The organism is Micromonospora sp. CA-248212, assembly GCF_050948405.1.
GTDB lineage: Bacteria > Actinomycetota > Actinomycetes > Mycobacteriales > Micromonosporaceae > Micromonospora.
Genome location: NZ_CP192023.1, coordinates 1,290,638 through 1,308,205, shown reverse-complemented (window position 1 = coordinate 1,308,205; position 17,568 = coordinate 1,290,638). Strand labels below are relative to the sequence as shown.

General features: G+C 69.4%; 10 protein-coding genes and 1 tRNA gene. 4 read left to right on the top strand and 7 right to left on the bottom strand.

Features of this window, described 5'->3' with window-relative positions; all coding sequences use genetic code 11:
• Positions 1–23 precede the first annotated feature (23 nt).
• The gene (locus tag ACQP03_RS06165; protein ID WP_357173121.1) at positions 24–590 is read right to left on the bottom strand and encodes a hypothetical protein; all 567 of its coding nucleotides are present in this window, start codon (positions 588–590) and stop codon (positions 24–26) included.
• A 168-nt stretch (positions 591–758) separates the two neighbouring features.
• On the opposite strand from ACQP03_RS06165, the gene ACQP03_RS06160 reads away from it, so the two are divergent.
• Positions 759–1,997: a hypothetical protein gene (locus ACQP03_RS06160; protein ID WP_363661408.1), complete on the top strand. Its 1,239-nt coding sequence runs from the start codon at positions 759–761 to the stop codon at positions 1,995–1,997.
• 417 nt (positions 1,998–2,414) lie between these two features.
• On the opposite strand, the gene ACQP03_RS06155 is transcribed toward ACQP03_RS06160, so the two are convergent.
• Positions 2,415–2,490, bottom strand: a tRNA-Lys gene (locus ACQP03_RS06155).
• A 67-nt stretch (positions 2,491–2,557) separates the two neighbouring features.
• Positions 2,558–2,854 (bottom strand): DUF6582 domain-containing protein, encoded by a 297-nt coding sequence (locus tag ACQP03_RS06150; RefSeq protein ID WP_357173115.1) that lies wholly within the window; start codon positions 2,852–2,854, stop codon positions 2,558–2,560.
• A 154-nt stretch (positions 2,855–3,008) separates the two neighbouring features.
• Between ACQP03_RS06150 and ACQP03_RS06145 the strand changes: the two genes are divergently transcribed.
• Positions 3,009–4,199: a DUF1996 domain-containing protein gene (locus tag ACQP03_RS06145; protein WP_433460506.1), complete on the top strand. Its 1,191-nt coding sequence runs from the start codon at positions 3,009–3,011 to the stop codon at positions 4,197–4,199.
• A gap of 210 nt (positions 4,200–4,409) precedes the next feature.
• Here the strand turns inward: ACQP03_RS06145 and ACQP03_RS06140 are convergent, their stop codons facing one another.
• Positions 4,410–7,100, bottom strand: a complete 2,691-nt coding sequence (locus ACQP03_RS06140; protein WP_357173109.1) for an RICIN domain-containing protein — start codon at positions 7,098–7,100, stop codon at positions 4,410–4,412.
• Positions 7,101–7,425: 325 nt separating this feature from the next.
• Positions 7,426–10,410, bottom strand: coding sequence for a glycoside hydrolase family 3 C-terminal domain-containing protein (locus ACQP03_RS06135; protein ID WP_433460504.1), 2,985 nt, complete (start codon positions 10,408–10,410; stop codon positions 7,426–7,428).
• 299 nt (positions 10,411–10,709) lie between these two features.
• Between ACQP03_RS06135 and ACQP03_RS06130 the strand changes: the two genes are divergently transcribed.
• Positions 10,710–12,368, top strand: a complete 1,659-nt coding sequence (locus tag ACQP03_RS06130) for a Na+/H+ antiporter (RefSeq protein ID WP_433461135.1) — start codon at positions 10,710–10,712, stop codon at positions 12,366–12,368.
• A 65-nt stretch (positions 12,369–12,433) separates the two neighbouring features.
• Here the strand turns inward: ACQP03_RS06130 and ACQP03_RS06125 are convergent, their stop codons facing one another.
• Both ACQP03_RS06125 and ACQP03_RS06120 read right to left on the bottom strand, forming a co-directional pair.
• Entirely contained in the window at positions 12,434–12,991 is a 558-nt protein-coding gene (locus ACQP03_RS06125) for a hypothetical protein (protein WP_357393688.1), read from the bottom strand.
• 128 nt (positions 12,992–13,119) lie between these two features.
• Positions 13,120–16,185, bottom strand: coding sequence for a VWD domain-containing protein (locus ACQP03_RS06120; protein ID WP_433460502.1), 3,066 nt, complete (start codon positions 16,183–16,185; stop codon positions 13,120–13,122).
• Positions 16,186–16,352: 167 nt separating this feature from the next.
• On the opposite strand from ACQP03_RS06120, the gene ACQP03_RS06115 reads away from it, so the two are divergent.
• On the top strand, positions 16,353–17,558 hold the full coding sequence (locus ACQP03_RS06115; protein WP_357173099.1) for a DUF418 domain-containing protein: 1,206 nt from the start codon (positions 16,353–16,355) through the stop codon (positions 17,556–17,558).
• The last annotated feature ends 10 nt before the right edge of the window (positions 17,559–17,568 follow it).

The window sequence follows — 17,568 nt, the reverse complement described above, 5'->3', positions numbered from 1 at the left end:
TTTCGCGACCCGGACTGGTGTTTTCAGCTCCGATCCGAACGACGCCAACTTCGCAGCGCTTCCCGCTCTGTCCGGCACGCTGCGACGTCCGCGTGCAACTTGCTGGTCCAGCTGTGTCCGCCGCGAGTCGCCGTTACGCGGATCTCGACCTGATCGAGGGTAGGCATACCAGCATCGCTCTCCGCGAACTCCACCCGCCAATGTGCCCGGTCGCCGACATCCAGCCCGGCCGGCTTGACCCCTTCGTACGCATGCACCGCAGTGAACCGCGGCTCCCCCGGCTCGACTCCGTTGATGCCGGGGGTGAACGAGACGCCATCGGTTAGCAGATCGACTCGCAGCTCATCAAGTGGGCCAGCTGGCGACGCTGCGACGCCAATCATCAGCCTGTGCCAACCATGGTGGCCGGTCTCATCACCGTTAGGGTTCTCCACCTCAGCAGTGAACTGCGGCGCTTGCTGCTGCTGGAGCAGCTTCGCAGCCGTCGCTGCTGACTCTGCCGAGGCCACATACGAACGCCACGCGAACAGTGCAGCGGCGGCCGCGATCGCTGCGGCCACCCATTCAGGAGCATTTCCCCAGTCAGGCATGACCAACATCGTAGCGACTGACTACGATAGGAGAGTTCGTCAGAACCCCAGCCTCGCGCAGCATCAGATGGGACGTATGCGAACAACTGCACGCAAAAAAATGCCAGCCGCACGAGCTTGCAGCAGTCGACCAGAGAAGATGTCAGACCTGCCCCGTAAAGTAGCCGGGTGGCGAGCAACCATCTATTCAACGGCCGCGAATTAGCGGCAGACCTGGGCACCAACCTCAAGCAGGTCATGGACGCCCTGAACGCCTGGAACGATGACGACTTCCTGGCGCGCACCGACGCCGACCTCATCACCGAGCTCGTCGCCGTCGGCGCCGTCGAATGCCCGGCGCTGCATCCGGACGAGTGGTACATGGACGAGAGGCCCACCGAGGCTGAGCGCTCGGTGGTCAATATGTTCGGAGAGCGCGTACGCGAACGAGTCGTTCAGTACACAGTCCGGATCCCCTTCAGCGGCCACCCGGCTCCGTTCACGATGAAAGCAAGTCAGTACTTCATTGCGCCGATAGAGGCTAAGGTCGACGAGAAGGCCAGCGAGCTGGTGATCGTCTGGGAGGGAACCCGCCCCGATCCGGAGGCAGTCAGACAGTGGTTTCGCACACGAATCGATCGCATCGAGAAGGGTCTGGGCTTCGCTCGCACTGACATCAACGCCCATAACAGCAACCTACTTAACCAGATGCCGCAATGGGTGGCCCAACGCCGCGCACGACTGCTCGCGGCGCGGCAAGTCCATGCCAGTATCGGCATTCCGATCCGGCGGCGGGCTGACGCCAACGTCTACGCACTGCCGGTACAGCGGCGTCGCCTCGTCACCCGCACGACGCAGTCGAGCCGGGCCCAGGCTAATCCCTTTGAGCCCGAGCCGGCCCTTGAAAAAGCAAGCTACGAAGATGCACTCGCGGTCCTGCGTAACGCGCGTAACGCGTTCGAGCGCAGTCCATCGCTGACCGAAAAGCTCGGCGAAGAACTCATCCGTGATCTGCTGCTGATCCTCTTGAACGCTCAATTCGAGGGCAGAGCTGGCGGCGAACTATTTAACTGCGGCGGCAAGACCGACATCCTTATCCGCGAGAAGGACGCCAACGTGTTCATCGGGGAGTGCAAGATCTTCGGACCCAAGGACGGCGCCACCAAGATTACGGACACGATCGATCAACTCTTGGGCTACCTGACCTGGCGCGACACCAAGGCCGCGTTGTTGCTGTTCATCCGGGACCGCGACGTCACCAGCGTGATCGGCAAGGCCGTCGCGGCGTTCGAGGCGCATCCGAACTTCAAGCGGCGTGGCTCGACCGCCTCGGACGAGCGGTACGACTTCGTGGTCCACGCGAACGGTGACCCTGCCCGCGAGATGCACATCGCGTTCCTGCCGTTTCTAGTCGGCGGTGCTCGGTAGCTGAGCAGCCTGTTGCGTTAATCGCCCGAGCGCTCGTCGGCCACGTTTGTCGCCTCAGCGAACGGACTCAATTCGGGCAGGGGCAGTTGCTTCATATGGCCGACGTTGCCCCTCAGGGCGCCGAATGCATTGCGGCTCCTACACCCCTTACTGCGGCCCGGCTACCGCGTTCTGCCCTAGATCGCCGGACCTCGGCTCCGAGCCCATTCGGGATTCGCCCCCCGAACCGATCAAGAACCGCCGACTGCCGCAGCCCCCGACCACCCGACCATCGTGCGCAGCAGCCACGGAGCGGTGTCCTAGAGCAGCCCGCCGCATCCCACCGTTACCGCCCCCGATGCTCCTGACCACCCGCCACGGCCGGACACGAACAAGGCCCCGACCCAGTGTGAACCACCAGGTCAGGGCCTATCTCGTTGGTGCGCCGCCAGGGACTCGAACCCCGAACCCGCGGATTAAGAGTCCGCTGCTCTGCCAGTTGAGCTAGCGGCGCTCGCTGACAACGACGAGCACGCTAACACGTGCGCGAACCGACCTCGCAACCCATCCCCGGTCCGCGTTCAGTGCGCCGGGTTGGGCGTGTGCGGCAGTTTGCCGAGTTGCTTCCAGTTCGTCTCGGCGACGTCCACGCCGTAGTGCTTGGCGGCGGCGAGGATGTTCTGGAAGGCCAGGTCGCGGTCCGCGTCGGTGACGCCCTGCACCTGGTCGAAGCGGGCGATGGCGTTGCGGACGTGGCTGGCGTCGGTCATCGGCTCCTTGCGCTTGCCGGGGAAGGCGAAGACGGTCTCCGGCAGCTCGCGCTTGTCCTTGTCGGTCAGGCCGCCGTGCTTCTCGTGGGGCTTCCAGGTCGACTTCATCGCTCACCATTACCCATTTTTCGTCCAGACGTACGCCCGGACCGGCTTGATTAAGAGTGTTTAAAGACCCTGTCCGGCACGCGCGGCGAATGCCTACCATACGGCGGCCGTGACCGTTCGGGTCAGCCTGTCGTGTGTTCGTTGGGAGTGACCCGTGTCGTACGAAGGCCCGCCGCCGTCCCGTCATCGTCCCCCGGGGTGGGCCACCCACAAGAGACTGAGCGTCGCCGCGGGCGCGGCCGTCGTGCTCGTCGTCGCGGCCGGCGCCGTGTACCTGGGCAACGGCGCCGCGCAGTCCGAGCCGTCAAACGCGGCCAACGCCGCCGAGTACCCGTCGCCGTCGGCCGGGCAGCCGGAGTCGTCCGGAACGGCGGTGTCGGCCCCGGCGACACCTTCGGTCTCCGCGACTCCGTCGACCGGCGCGACGCCGTCGGCCGCTGCCGCACCGAAGGTTCCCACCACCGGCTGGGTTCCGATCGACCGGGCGGCCTGGAAGGCGCAGGCCGACGCGTACCAGGCGCTGAAGATCGACCCCGCCCCGGCCGGTGTCGGCGACCTGCCGGAGTTCCGGGCGGACTGCCAGTACAGCCACCGACTGCCGGACGACCCGATCGTCGCCCCCGGCCTCCCGGGCGCGTCACACATGCACTCCTTCGTCGGCAACAAGGCCGTCGACGCGAACACCGTCGCCGGAGACCTGACGAAGTTCACGGCCACGTCCTGCAAGCCGATCCAGGATCACTCCGCGTACTGGGTGCCCACGCTCTACGACAACGCGACCGGTAAGCCGGTCGAGACCACCGGCTTCCGGGTCTACTACCGCTCGCTCGCGAAGAACTCGAACGGCCAGATGCCCATGCCCAACGGCCTGCGCATGATCTCCGGGGATGCCAAGAAGAAGCAGCCGACACCGCGCGGCGCGACCGGCCAGTTCTACTGCGCCTTCTACGGTCCCGGCGACCTCGACGGCGTCGCCCGCAGCACCAACGGCAACTGGCCGATCTGCGGCGGGACCGCCACGCTGCACTTCATGCTGCAGTTCCCGGACTGCTGGGACGGCAAGCACCTGGACAGCCCCAACCACAAGGACCATGTGGCGTACGGCAGCGGCGGTACCTGCCCGCCCGGCCACCCGGTTCGGATCCCGGCGATCACCTTCGACATCCAGTACCCGGCCAAGGGCACCCCGGCGGGCTACTACCTCTCCTCCGACAAGGCGGGCAAGAGCGCCTCGTCGATGCACGGCGACGCGTTCGTGGTGTGGGACGTCAACACCATGAACAAGCGCACCAAGAACTGCGTCCTGGGGCGCAGGACCTGCGACAACTACGGCTACCAGAAGTAGTCGGGGCCGGACCGGAGAACGGCCCGGCCCCGACTGACGATCGCCTAGGGCCAGTTTCATAAGGGCGGTCGAGCCGAGGCGGAGTCCGGGCGGCGATCCGGCAAGGCGCGGTTTCGTCCGGATACCGGTGTTGTATCCGGACGAAACCGCAACGCCGCCGGTCGTCGTCCGGGCCCGCCGCAGGCCGGCCAGTTCTTATGAAACAGGCCCTTAGCTACGCAGCGTCCACTGCTGGTTGGCGCCGCCGTTGCACGACCAGAGGATGATCTTCGTGCCGTTGGCGCTGGCCGCGCCGTTGGCATCGAGACAGAGCCCGGACTGGCCGTTCGTGATGGTGCCGTTGCTGTTGATGTTCCACTGCTGGTTCGCGCCGCCGTGGCAGTCCCAGATGATGACCTGGGTGCCGTTGGCCGTGCCCGCCCCGGACGCGTCCAGGCACTTGTTGCCGTACACCATCAGCTGCTTGCTGGACGTGGCGGTCCACCGCTGGTTGGTGCCGCTGCCGCAGTCCCAGAGCTGCGCCTGGGTGCCGTTGGTGGTCGAGGAGTTGGGGACCTCGACGCAGCGGCCGGACTGGCCGCCCACGAGCTGGCCGCCCTGCTGGGTGCCGCCGCCACTCTGCTGCCGGACGAGGGAGATCGACTCCGCCGACCGGTTGCCCTGGGCGTCGACGACGTAGAGGCGGTACTCGCCCTGGGTCGACGGCACGGCGATGGACGTGGCGTTACCGGCCGCCCGGGTCATCGTCGCCCCGGCCGTGAAGGTGGTCGTGCCCAACGGGGCCAGCCAGACCGACTTGCCGGCGTCGCCGGTGCTCCGGATCGGGATCGTCGCCGTGGCGCTGGTGACGTACGTGCTGGCCGGCAGCACGTAGTTGGACACCGAGAACCTGCTGGCCGGGATGATGTCCCGGTAGGCGTCCTCAAGACCGGAGCTGGCCGCGATGCCGTACGCCGCCGCCGGCCAGACGTAGTCGGAGGAGACGAGGATGTCGGCGACCGTGCTGTTCGGCAGGTTCTTGTTCGACACCTTGTTGATCGGGCCGTAGATCTGCGTGATGCTCAGATCGTGCTTCCGACCGAAGTCGTCGGAGTTGATCATCCAGGTGACGTTCTTGTCGATGCTCAGGACGTTGTCCCGGAAGGTGATGTACGCCGAGCCCTCGTCGGGGTGGAGTCCGTACTTGTGGCCCGAGGGCACACCCTGGAAATAGTTGTTGGTGATCGTGGTCCCGGGCTGGCTGCCCAGCGTGTAGATGGGCGCCGTGTCGCTGAGGCGCTGGACCGTGTCGATGATGTGGTTGTAGCTGATGGTGTTGTTCCGCGCCGTCGTGGTCGGCCGGTTGGGCGCGATCGAGCCGGATGACCCGTCGAAGTTCCACCAGCCCCAGCCCATCGTGATGCCCGACCAGGGGGCCTTCTCGATCCGGTTGCGCTGGATCGTCAGGGTGTCGACGAAGTACGCCGAGATGGGGCTGTGCCCGTTGAACAGCACCGCGCTGTCGTACAGGTAGTTGTTCTTGATCTCGATGTTCTTCGGCAACCCCTCGACCTGCGGGAGGTACTTCTCCCGGTTGCTCGACGTGCCGTCTCCGATGTAGACGTGCTGGGGATGGCCGACGTCGATGGCGGAGCCGGCGACGTCGTTCGTGTAGTTCCCGATCAACTGCGAGTTCTGCACGTCGTTGACCATGCTGATGCCGTCGGCGCCGGTGTGCTGGACCCGGTTGCGTTGCAGGAGGATCCCGTCGGCGTTCTGCACCTGGACGATGCCGGGCGTGACGTCCACGTTGCGGTAGTAGTAGACGTGGAAGTTGCCCTTCGCGTACGCCTGCGCGCCGAGGTTGCCCTGCTGCGCCTGCTTGAAGGACGAGCCGGCGACGTTGAACAGGTTCCAGTCGGAGTGCTGCACGGTCAGGCCGGAGAACGTGATGTTGCGCGCGTGGCTGGTGGTCGAGGTGCCGGCGACCCGCAGCACGGTGGTGACGTTGTTCGGCGCGTACACCGACGCGTTCGTCATGTCCTCGGAGCTGGCCTTGTAGTAGTAGACCGTCTTGGTGCCCTTGTCGAAGTAGAACTCACCGGGGGCGTCCAGGAACTCGTACGCGTTCATGAGTTTGTGGCTGCCGCCGACCTGGGCGTTGCCGTTGAACGCGCCCTGCGCGATGGCCGCGCCCGGCTGCTGGAACAGGGCGACCCGGTTCGAGCCGTCGGTGGTCACCTGGCGGACCCCGACGATGGCGGTGGTCCAGGTCGTGCCCGTCTCGATCTCGATGTCGTCCTGGTTGCGGGGGATGGCGGGGAAGTCGTTCTGGCTGTACTTCGCGCCGTCGCACTGGGAGCCCGACTCCCACGCCCAGGACGCCTGACCGGCGGTGACGTTGTACGTCCCGTAGCACCCGCCCGAGCTGACGGTCTTGGTCGCCATCTGCGCCCGCTTGTCGTTGACGTACAGCGTGCGCAGCTTGGTGCTGCGATCCAGCGGCGCCTTCCAGATGTTGCCGCTGTGCTGGGTCCAGCCGGTGACCGGGACGCCGCCGTCGAGGATGGGGGTCTCGCCGGGATAGGCGGCGTAGCTGATCCGGTACCCGTTGGTGCCGGAGTCGCTGGCGCCGAACTCGACGGTGCTGGTGACCGGGTATCTGCCGCCACGCAGGTAGACGTTGATGTCGCCGGACATGTTCGCGTTAACAGTACGGACGACGTCCCGCGCGCGTTGCACCGTCTTGAACGGTGACGCCTGCGTGCCTGCGTTGGAGTCGTTACCGTCCGGGGCGACGTAGTACGTCTCCTGAACCGCGGCCGAGGCGGGCGATTGACTGATCACCACGGCCGGCAGCGTGGCGGCGACGAGCGCCGCCGCGAGCAGTGCCGTGCGGGTGGTGGATGCGGCTGGTCTCACGTGCTGTCCTCTCTCACTTGTCGTCGACGTTGGTGCCTGGGACGTGCATCGAGCGACAAGCAGGGAACAGCGACGCCACCAAGGATCGGCGGGGGGCGCGTGGTGCGGCCCGACCACACTCTTTTGCCAATCGCTACGAAGTCTTGGGCGGAGCGTATGTCAGACGTGTGACGAATGCAATACGAGATTGGGTCCCATCTATGTCTAAATGCCTATCAAAAGCGCAAAGCAGACGAGCAGCACAATGCTTGATCGTCGATCATCCGATGAATTCGGAATCGGCTCGGGCCGAGGGACACCAACACCCCGGCCCGAGCCGTCCGGATCAGCGCAGCGAGAAGTCCGCCAGCCGCAGTGGAGAGTCGAACACCAGGTAGACGTCGTGGGTCCCGGCAACCCGGGCAACCTCGGCACTGACGCTGACGTACCGGTAGTCGTCGCCGGTGCTCGGCACGGTGGCCGTACCGAGCAGTCGACCGGTGGGCGAACCCAGCCGAACCTGGATCGTGCCGGTGCCCGCCGTGGCCTTGGCGACCCGCGCCGTGAAGGTGTGGCCGCCCGGGCGCAGGGCGGACTTCCCGAAGGAGATCCACTGACCGGCTGCGGTGGCGCCCACGGCCGTACCGCGTACCTTCGTCTCGTCGACGAGCCGGACCCCCGCGTACCCGTCGAAATTCTCGGCGCGGGTCGTCCGGGTCAGGTCCCGGGCCGGGATCGTCTCACCGCGGACCGTGACCGCCGTGCGGCCCCGGACATCCGTGGCGCTCGCGCCGACCATCAGGTCGTACGCGGACGACTCGACCACCCACCGACTCCGGGTGACGTCCCAGTTCGCGAGGTCGGCGGCGCGCACCCGCAGCGTGACGGTGCGGGTCTGCCCGGGGGCGAGGTCGACCCGCTGGAACGACCTGAGCGCCCGGATCGGCGTCTTCACCCGCGAGGTGCGTTGGTGGCTGTAGAGCTGGACGACCTCGGAGCCGGCCCGGCTACCGGTGTTGGTCACGTCGACGCGGGCCGTGATGGTGCCGTCCGCCGCGACCGAACGGTCGTCCGCGCGGAGCTGGCCGTACCGGAACCCGGTGTACGACAGCCCGTGGCCGAACGGGTAGAGCGGCTTGGCGGTGCTGTAGAGGTAGGTCTGCCCGGACGAGATGATGTCGTACTCCAGCAGGTCCGGCGGTAGTTGCCGGTCCGAGCGGTACCAGGTCTGGGTGAGCTTGCCGGACGGGTTGCGGTCACCGAACAGGACATCGGCAACGGCGTGACCCGTCTCCGCGCCCGCGTGGGTGGTCCACACGATCGCCGGCACGTGCTCCTGCTCCCACCCGATCGTGACCGGGTAGCTGGTCTGCAACACCAGCACCGTTCGCGGATTGGCCTTCGTCACGGCCTTGACCAGCGCCTCCTGGCCCGCGCTCAACGCCATCGAGGTGCGGTCGTGGGCCTCGCGCCCGTTGATGAACGGGTTGCTGCCGACGACCAGGACGGCGGTGTCGGCCGCCTTCGCCGCCGCCACGGCACGGTCGACTCCGCTACTGATCACCTCACGCTGGAAGTGGGTCGCGTCCGCCGCGGTGGACGCCCCGAGCTTGAGCGCGCCGTCGTCGCCGACCGTGACGTACGTGTTGACGCCGAACCAGCTCTCCGTCGTCTCGTAGCCGGCGTAGCGCAACGCGACCGTCCCGTCGGCCTGCGGTTCCAGCGTGAACTGCTGCTGGACGTACCAACCGTTCGGCTGCTCGTCCCGGGTGACGAACGGCCCCCAGTTGTAGCCGAGGTAACGGCCGTTCGCGGCGTTGCGCAGCGTCACCACGTTCTGTCCCCAGTCGACGCTGTCGAACTGGGCCGCGAGCGACGCGTCGGCGCCGGTGGCGGCGACCGGGTCCGCGTCGGTGGTGCCGGTGGCCGTCACGTACCGGCCGGTGGACGGGTCCTTCAGGGCGATCCGGTCCGCCCCGTCGAGCCCGTCGACGCTCGCCGAACTGCCCAACCGCTCGCGGATGCCGTCCAGCGCGGTCACCTGGTACGGCAGGTCGGCGCCGTACCAGTCGGTGTAGAGGGTGTCGGCGAGCGGGCCGAGCACGGCCACCTTGCGGGTCCGGGCCGGGTTCAGCGGTAGCGCCTGCCGCGAGTTCTTGAGCAGCACCATCGCCTCGCCGGCGGCCTGACGGGCCAGCCGTTGGTGTTCCGGGCTGTTGATGACGTCCGGGGTGATGCCGCCGTACCGGCCGCCGCCCGGGTCGAACTCACCGAGGCGAAAGCGCAGGCTCAGGATCTCGGCGATCCGGGCGTCGATGTCCGCCTCGGTGAGCAGGCCGTCGGCGAGGGCCTGCTTGATGGCGCTGACGGTCGGCTGGGCGTTGGTGTCGTCGGTGATGAAGCTGTTGAGGCCGGCCTTGACGATCGCGGCGTTCCCCTGCGCCTGGGTCGGGTAGTAGCCCTGCGAGGCGACGAGGTTGTTCGGCGCCCAGGCGTCCGTGACGTTCATCAGGGGCTGGTCGGTCCAGCTCCGTACCACCGTCGCCAGGTCCGGATCCACGGTCGCCGGGCGGCCGTTGACCAGGTTGTACGAGGCCATCACGCCGGTCGCCGCGTCGGCCGCGATGGCCGGCTTGAAGGCGGCCCGGTCGTACTCGTTGAGCACCCGCGGCGGGACGTTCGACGAGGTGACGTCGCGCCGGACCTCGTTGTTGTAGGCCAGGTAGTGCTTGAGGGTCGGCGCGCTCTTGAGGTGGTCCGGGTCGCCCCCGGTCATCCCCGAGCCGTACGCGGTGGAGATCTTCGCGGTGAGCAGCGGGTCCTCGGAGTAGCCCTCCTCGTTGCGACCCCAGCGCGGGTCGCGGAGCAGGTTGACCACCGGCGCCCAGAGGTTGAGACCCCAGACCCGCGGGTTCTGCGCGTGGTAGCCGCGCGCCTCGTCGCCCACGGCCGACCCGACCCGCTGGATCAGGTCGGGGTTCCAGGTGCTCGCCATGCCCACCGGCTGCGGGAAGGACGTGCCGCGGGCCTTGACCACCGCGCCGTTGTTGTCGATGTCGGTCGACCAGGCGACGCCGTGCAGCGCCTCGGTGCCGGTCTTGAACAGGCCGATGCCCAATCGGGGAACGGCCGGCTGGTACTGGTGCAGCCAGGAGATCTTCTCGTCCAGCGTGAGCCGGCCGAGCAGGTCGTCGACCCGGACCTGGACGGGCAGGCTGGGGTCACGGAACGGGTAGGTGGGGTCGGCGTGTGCCGCGCCGGGGACGGTCGGCAGGGCGAGCAGGGCGAGCGCGAGCGCGGTGATTCCGCGCCGAAGGCGCCACTTCCGCATGCGATTCTCCTCATGTCGTACGACAGGCGCGATTCAGCGCCAAGACCGGCGTGGCCAGGCTCGACACCCGGCTGACGGGCCTGAACGACGAATCGTCGAAGCGCTTCGACGACCCGGCCGCGTAACCACGGCCATGAATGTGGTGATCGCGCAACTATAGAAGCGCACCAATTGATGGGCAAGGCCGGACGCTCGCGCGCCGAGTCCACGACGATTCCGTACGGTCCGGTGCCGGGTAGGGTCGACCCCGAGACCCACGCGCCGATCCGGGGGGACGTCACCAGGTGAGCGCCCATTCGATGGTGTTGTTCGTGCTCGCCGCCGTGGCGGTCATCGTCGCCGTCCGGTGGGTGGCGTCCCGTACCGGCCTGCCGGCGGCCGCGCTGCTGCCGCTCATCGGGATCGTGTACGCGCTGCTACCCGGCCCCAACATCGGCCTCGACCCGGAGCTGGTGCTCATGGTCGTGCTGCCGCCGCTGCTCTACAGCGCGGCGTTGGACTCCTCACTGCTGGACATCCGCCGGAACCTGCGCATCGTGGTCAGCCTCTCGGTGATGCTGGTGCTCCTCACCGGGCTGCTCGTCGGCCTCGGGTTCCACCTGTTCGTCGCGGGCGCGACCCTGGCCGCCGGCATCGCGGTCGGCGCCGCCATCGCCCCGCCCGACCCGGTGGCCGCCCTCGCGGTGGGCCGCCGGGTCAACCTGCCGCCGAAGATGGTCACGATCATCCAGGGCGAGGGGCTGCTCAACGACGCGACAGCGCTGACGATGCTCAGCGTCGCGGTGGCCGCCGCCGTCGGTGGCACGTTCTCGTTCCCCGCCGCCGTGGCCCAGTTCGTGCTGGCGGCGGTCGGCGGGGTCGCCGTCGGCGTCGCCGTCGCCTGGGCGAAACGACTGGCCCGCCCGCTCACCGCGGACCCGCTGCTGTCCAACGCGATCTCGCTCGCGACACCGTTCGTGGCCTACCTGCTGGGCGAGGCGTTGCACGTCTCCGGCGTACTCGCCGTGGTGATCGCCGGGCTGATCGTCGGCCACCAGACGCCCCAGGTCGGGTCCGGGGCCGCCCGGCTCCAGACCAGCGCGGTGTGGCGGCTCGTCGACTTCCTCCTCGAAGGCTTCGTCTTCCTGCTGATCGGCCAGCAGCTCCCCGAGGTCGTCAAGGGACTGCGCCAGTACGACACGTCGACGATCGTCATCGCCGTCGCGGTTTCCGTGGGTGTGGTGCTGCTCCTGCGTCCCGCGTGGCTGGTGCTGACCCAGTCGCTCCCCCGGTCCCTGCACACCCGCCTCGGCGGCATCTCCGAGCAGGACGACGCCGACGAGCCGAACACCGCCCGACAGGTCGCGCGGGCCGACCGCAACGCCCGCCGACTCACCTCCCGCGAGGTGGTGGCGCTGAGCTGGTCCGGCACGCGCGGCGTCATCAGCCTGGCCGCGATCTTCACCCTGCCGCTGACCACCGACGACGGGTCACCCTTTCCCGACCGCGACCTGCTGCTGTTCTGCACCTTCGTGGTCGTGCTCGTGACGCTCGTCGGTCAGGGTCTGACCTTCGCACCGCTCGTGCGGATGCTCGGCCTGCGCGCCAACGAAACCGACCAGGCCCGGGTACGCAACGAGGCCCGCTCCGCGGCGGTCGAGGCGGCTCTGGCCCGTCTCGACGAGGTCGCCGCCGCCGAACCGGACAGCGCGGTGGCCGTCAACACCACGCGTACCCAGTTGCTGGCCCGCCTCGCGCGTTACCGCGGCCGGCTCGACCTGCTCGAACAGAGTGGATCGTCGGAGATCCCCACGTCACCGCAGTACGAGACGGCGCTGCGGGTCCGCCGTACCGCGCTCGACGCCCAGCGCGAGGAGTTGGTGCGCTGGCGTGACTCCGGGCGGCTCCCGGACGAGGAGCTGCGGGTCCTGGAGCGGGAACTCGACCACGAGGAGTTGCTGCTCCCCAAGCGGCAGTAGGTTCGCACCGATGGGGGCGCACCGGTGGTCGGCCAACGGATCCGGACCTCGCCCGGCCGGTCCGACTACGAGCCGGCACCGACCGGTGGCATCGGCCGCACGGACGCCTCGGTGGCCAGCCGCGCGGCCAACCGCTCATCGAGGTACGCCGTCACCCGCGCGTCCTCAGCCGGCGTCAGTGTTGTCCGGCACAGGTAGCGGGGCTGCTGGTCTGCGCAGTCCAGACGGTACGCCTCCCGCATCCGAACGGCGTGCCTGATCGCCGTCCACGGCAACCGCAACGTCGCATGGGCGGCGTGCCACTCGATGGCCTCCGCGGTGAACACGTACCGCACCGGCGCGCTCAACTCGGCGTGGCCTCGCAGGTACGCCGAGCCGTTGATCAGCCCCACGACGAACCAGACCACCCCGAACGGGAGGCCGAACAGCCCGGCGAGGAGCCAGCCACCATCGGCCGAGAACGTACCGAGACTCGTGATCGACAACAGCAGCCCCGAGATGACGAACAGCAAACTCATCCGCCGCAGATCCCGTCGCCGCAACCGCGTGTACCGGACGTCGGGGGTGACCAGCAGGTCGAACCCGTCCCTGATGCCCGCATCGTCGAGCTTCTCGTCGCCCACCCCGTACCCCCGTCGTCGATACCAACCGGGAAGAACCTAGACCCGGGCCGCCCGAGGGGTCGATCGGTGGCTGCTCAGCAGCGCGCCGCCCGGCGTGTGGTGTCGCCCAGCCGCCACCGATCACCGCATCACCGCAGCGTCAACGTGACCTGCCCGGTCGCGACCCCGGACGGGTCCACCAGCACCGTGTACGTGCCGGCGGCCGGCAGCGTCGTCCGGTCGATGTCACCAGCCCCATTGATCACACATCCGCTGGTGATCGGGCTGCCGTCGGGGGCGCGTAGCTCCAGCACACCGCACTGGTCGGGCAGGTCGGAGGCGGTCGCGGTCAGACTCACCGACGTCCCGGCGGCGGCGGTGAACCGGTAGCTCGTCACCGCCCCCGGCCGGTCCACGGTGGCGACGACCGGCGGACCGCCAACGGTGATCGTCGCCGCCCGGTCGCGGCTGCTGACCAGCCGCAGTGTGGTCGTGCCGGTGGTGCGTCCGGTCGGATCGACCACCACCGTGTACGTCCCGTCGGCGGGCAACAGCGTGCCGTCGATCTCGCCAACGCCGTTGATCACGCAGCCGCTGCTCAGCAGCCGGTCTTCGGTGTCGCGCAGTTCCAGCGGGGTGCACTGGTTGGGCAGTGTGCTCGTGGGCGCCTCGACGAAGACGCGCTCGCCCTGCTGCCCGGCGAACCGGTACCGGGCCCACGCGCCGGGCTGCTCCAGGGTCGCGGTGACCTCCGGGCCGTTCGCCTGCAGCGTGCCGTCGACGTCCCGGGCCACGTACACCCGGACGACGGCTCGTCCGGTGTCGCCGGCGGCGGCGGTGACCCGCACGGCGTACGTGCCGGTGGTGGTGAGGTCGACGCGGTCGATGTACCCGACGCCGCCGATGGCGCAGCCGGCTCCGATCAGCCGGTCGGTCGGGTCGGTGAGCACGTACGGCGAGCAGCGGTCGGCCATCCCCGGCGCGGTGACGTCGACGAAGACGGCGTCCCCGGTGCGCCCGTTGAACGTCAGCGGCTCGCCGCCCGGGGTGAGGCTGGCCGTGGCGATCGGCACGGCGCTGATCGGCGGGGCGATCGGCGGGGCGATCCGTTCGGTGGTGGCCCCGGCGACGGCGAACTCACCACGCCCGCTGACGGCGACGTCGAAGACGCAGTCAGCGAGCGGGCCCGCCGCAGTGACGCCGGCCCACCGGCAGATCCGTTCGGCGGCGGCACGCCGGGCCGGGTCGAGGTCGGCGACGGTCACCTCCCGCTCGGGGAAGGTCCGGTCGGTGAACGTGCCGGTGTCCTCGCCGTCGCCGTACGGGAACAGCGAGCGGTCCTGGGTGAGCCGCCAACTGTCCGCGTACGACGGGTAGAGCGTGGCGAACGGCACGGGCTGGGCGAGGGCCGCGCTGCCGGCGGGGGCGATGTCGTCGGCCGGGTCGCCGTCGAAGTCGCCGAGCAGGCCGCGTACCTTCCCGGCCCGGCCGTCGGCGAGCCGGACGAGCACCCGGTAGCCGTAACGGCCGATCTGGTCCACCGCCGCCGCCGAGCCGTCCGGCCACGTCACGTCGTACCCGTCGGTCTCGCCGGTGTCGGACGGGCGGCGGGTGAGGTTGCCGCCGGCCAGGTCGGTCCGCTCCGGTGGCGCGGCGACCGGCGTGCCGTCGACGTGCACCCGGGTGGCGCCGTCGGTGAGGGTGAGCGCGACGCGGTGGACGCCGATCCGGAACGCGACCGCCGAGTTGACCGAGGCGGACCGGGAGCCCGTCATCGGCGACTGCCGGACCTGGACCTCCAGCGGGTCACCTTCGGTCGCGGCGACCAGGGTGAACTCGCCGACGGCCTGGAAGTCGTAGGCGACCCGGTCGAACGTGACCAGGTGCGGGTCGCCGTTGCTGCCGCCGCAGTCGGCGCCGTCCTCACACATCTTCACCGGCCCCTTCGGCGGGGGCGTCTTCTTCGGCGGCTTCTTGCACTCGTCCAGGCTCTTCGGCAGCGGCTTGCCCTTGTAGTCCTTGCGCGGCGGCAGGCCCTTCGCCGCCCGGTAACGGTTCTCCGCCAACGTCGCCCGCACCTCGGCGGTGGGAATGCCCGTGCTTCCGCACTCGCCCGGTGGCACCGCGTCGCGGGAGATGTCGTCGGCGTGGTTCAGCTCGTGGTAGAGCGCGGCGCACGGATCGCGGGCCACGCCGTCCTCGTACGGGTCGGTGGAGGTCGGATTCCAGGTGACGGTGGACGAGCCCTTGCCGTCGGGGCTGTCCGGCGTCTCGAACGCGCCGGAGCCGCCCGGGGTGGGGATGATCCGCACCTTCGGGCTCTTCTTGTCCTTCAGCCGGGGCAGGATGCCGGACGGATCCCCGCCCGGCGCGGCGAACCCGCTCAGACAGCCGTCCACGGCGGCCTGGAAGTCGACGCCCTTGATCGGCACACCGGAGGTCGGGTCGACCGAGTAGTCGGCCCGCGCCGGGCGGGCCCCGCCGCCGACCAGCGCACCGACGGCCACCAGCAGCAGGACCACGGTGGCGGCGGTCGGCCGGCGGCGTACCCGCAGCAGGATCACCAGCGCGGCCAGGAGCAGCACCAGCAGCAGTACGCCGGCCGCCGGCCAGAGCCAGCGGCGACCGGACGCGCCGCCGTCGCCGACCGTGAACGTGGTGCTCCGCAGGGCCGTCGCGCCCGTGCAGGGGTCGACCGCGCCGGTGACCGGCAGTGGCACGTAGCCGGCCGTCACCTCGTACCGGCCGGGAGCGCCGACCGGCCAGAGCGAGTCGAGACCGCCGCCGTCCCCGGTGGCCGCCACCGAGCGGAGCACGACCTCGCCGGGAGCGTCACCCAGCCGGATCCCGGTGAGCGTCACGGTCGCCGTCGCCGCGGGCTCGACAGTGGTCAGACCGGCGGTGGCCGCCGCGGCGATCCCGTCGTCGTGGAAGCTGCGGGCGAGCGTGGGCGTGAGATCGCGCCCGTCCCGGCGTACCCCGGTTATCTGGACGGTGCCGACGGCCGTGGTGGGCAGCGCGCACGCCGACCCGGTGGAGTTCGTGACGGTGAGGTCCAGGCGGACCTGGTCACCGGCGCGGTAGTCCGCCTGCTCGGGCCGCAGGGTCAGGCCGAGGCCGTCGCCGTCGGGCGCCGCGGCGGCGCTCGCCGCCCCGGCCACCAGGGCCGTCACGAGTACGGCGAGTCCGGTAGCCGATCGAAGCGTCCACCTCATGGTGGGGACTGTAGGGGCGCGGCGACGGGATTCCCGCGCTCTGTCGGGGACCGGTCGCCGTGGAGGTAGGGCCTGCCCCACCGGCGACAGTCCCGCTCACCGGCTGTCACCTGGACCGGCCGCTTCATAGCCTGCGAACAGGTTCTCTGTCGCTTACGGGGGTAGTCGTGAAATTCTCCAGCAAAGACCCGCCAGTCGTGCTCGCCGAGCTGCCCGGGACGTCCTCCCGGATCGCCGACGTCGACGCCCTGCGCGCCGTGGCACTGCTGCTCATCCTGCTCGTCAACATCGCCTTCTTCGCCTCCGGCTACCCCTTCCACCTGGTTCCCGATCCCGCCCACGACTCATGGGGTGACCAGGCGGCACTGTGGTCGGTCGAGCTGCTGTTCGCGATGAAGGCGTATCTGCTCTTCGCCTTCCTGTTCGGCTACAGCTTCACCCTCCAGCTCGACTCCGCCGCCCGGCGCGGCGTCGACATCGTCCCCCGGTTCCGGCGACGGTTGGCCGGGCTCTTCGTCCTCGGCGTCCTGCACGCGGTGCTGCTGTTCCAGGGCGACATCCTGACCACGTACGCGCTTCTCGGCCTGGTGCTGCTCGCCATGCGACGAGTCGCGGTCGGAACCGCGCTGCGCGCAGCCGTACTGCTGACCGCCGGGATCGGTTTCGTCCTCGCGCTCGCGGCCGTCGGCGGAACCGAACTGGTCACCGACCCGGCGGCGGCGCTCGCCGCGGGGCAGCGGTCCACCGAGGCGCTACAGGGCGGGCTCGGATCGGTGATCGCCGAGCACGTACGCCAACTGCCGGCGATGGTCGGCACGCTCCTCGTGCAGGGGCCGCTCGCCCTCTCGGCGTTCCTCTTCGGGTACGCGGCGGGGCGTCGCCGGCTCCTCACCGACATCGCCGGGAACCGGCAGCTCCTACGCCGGGTACAGCGCGTGGGCTATCCGGTCGGCCTGGCCGGCGCCGTGGTCTTCGCCTCGGGTGGAGGCACCGGCAACCTGACCGGAGTGACGGTGGGCGTCCTGACCGCGCCGCTGCTCGCGGCCGCGTACGCCGCCACGCTCCTGGAGTTCTTCGCGACCGACCGGGGACGACGGGTCGTGACCGTGCTCGCGCCGGCCGGACGGATGTCCCTGTCCAACTACCTGGGTCAGTCGGTGCTCTGCGTACTGGTCTTCACCGGCGTCGGCCTGGGCCTCGCCGGTGCCGTCGCGCCCCCGGTCGTGCTCCTCGTCGCGGTCGCGATCTATGGCGTGCAGGTCGCAGCCAGCGCGGCGTGGATGGCACGGTTCCGGTACGGGCCGGCGGAGTGGCTGTTGCGGGCCTGGACCGAGCAGCAGTGGCCACGGTTGCGAGTCGCCGACCACGTATGACGGACGGTAC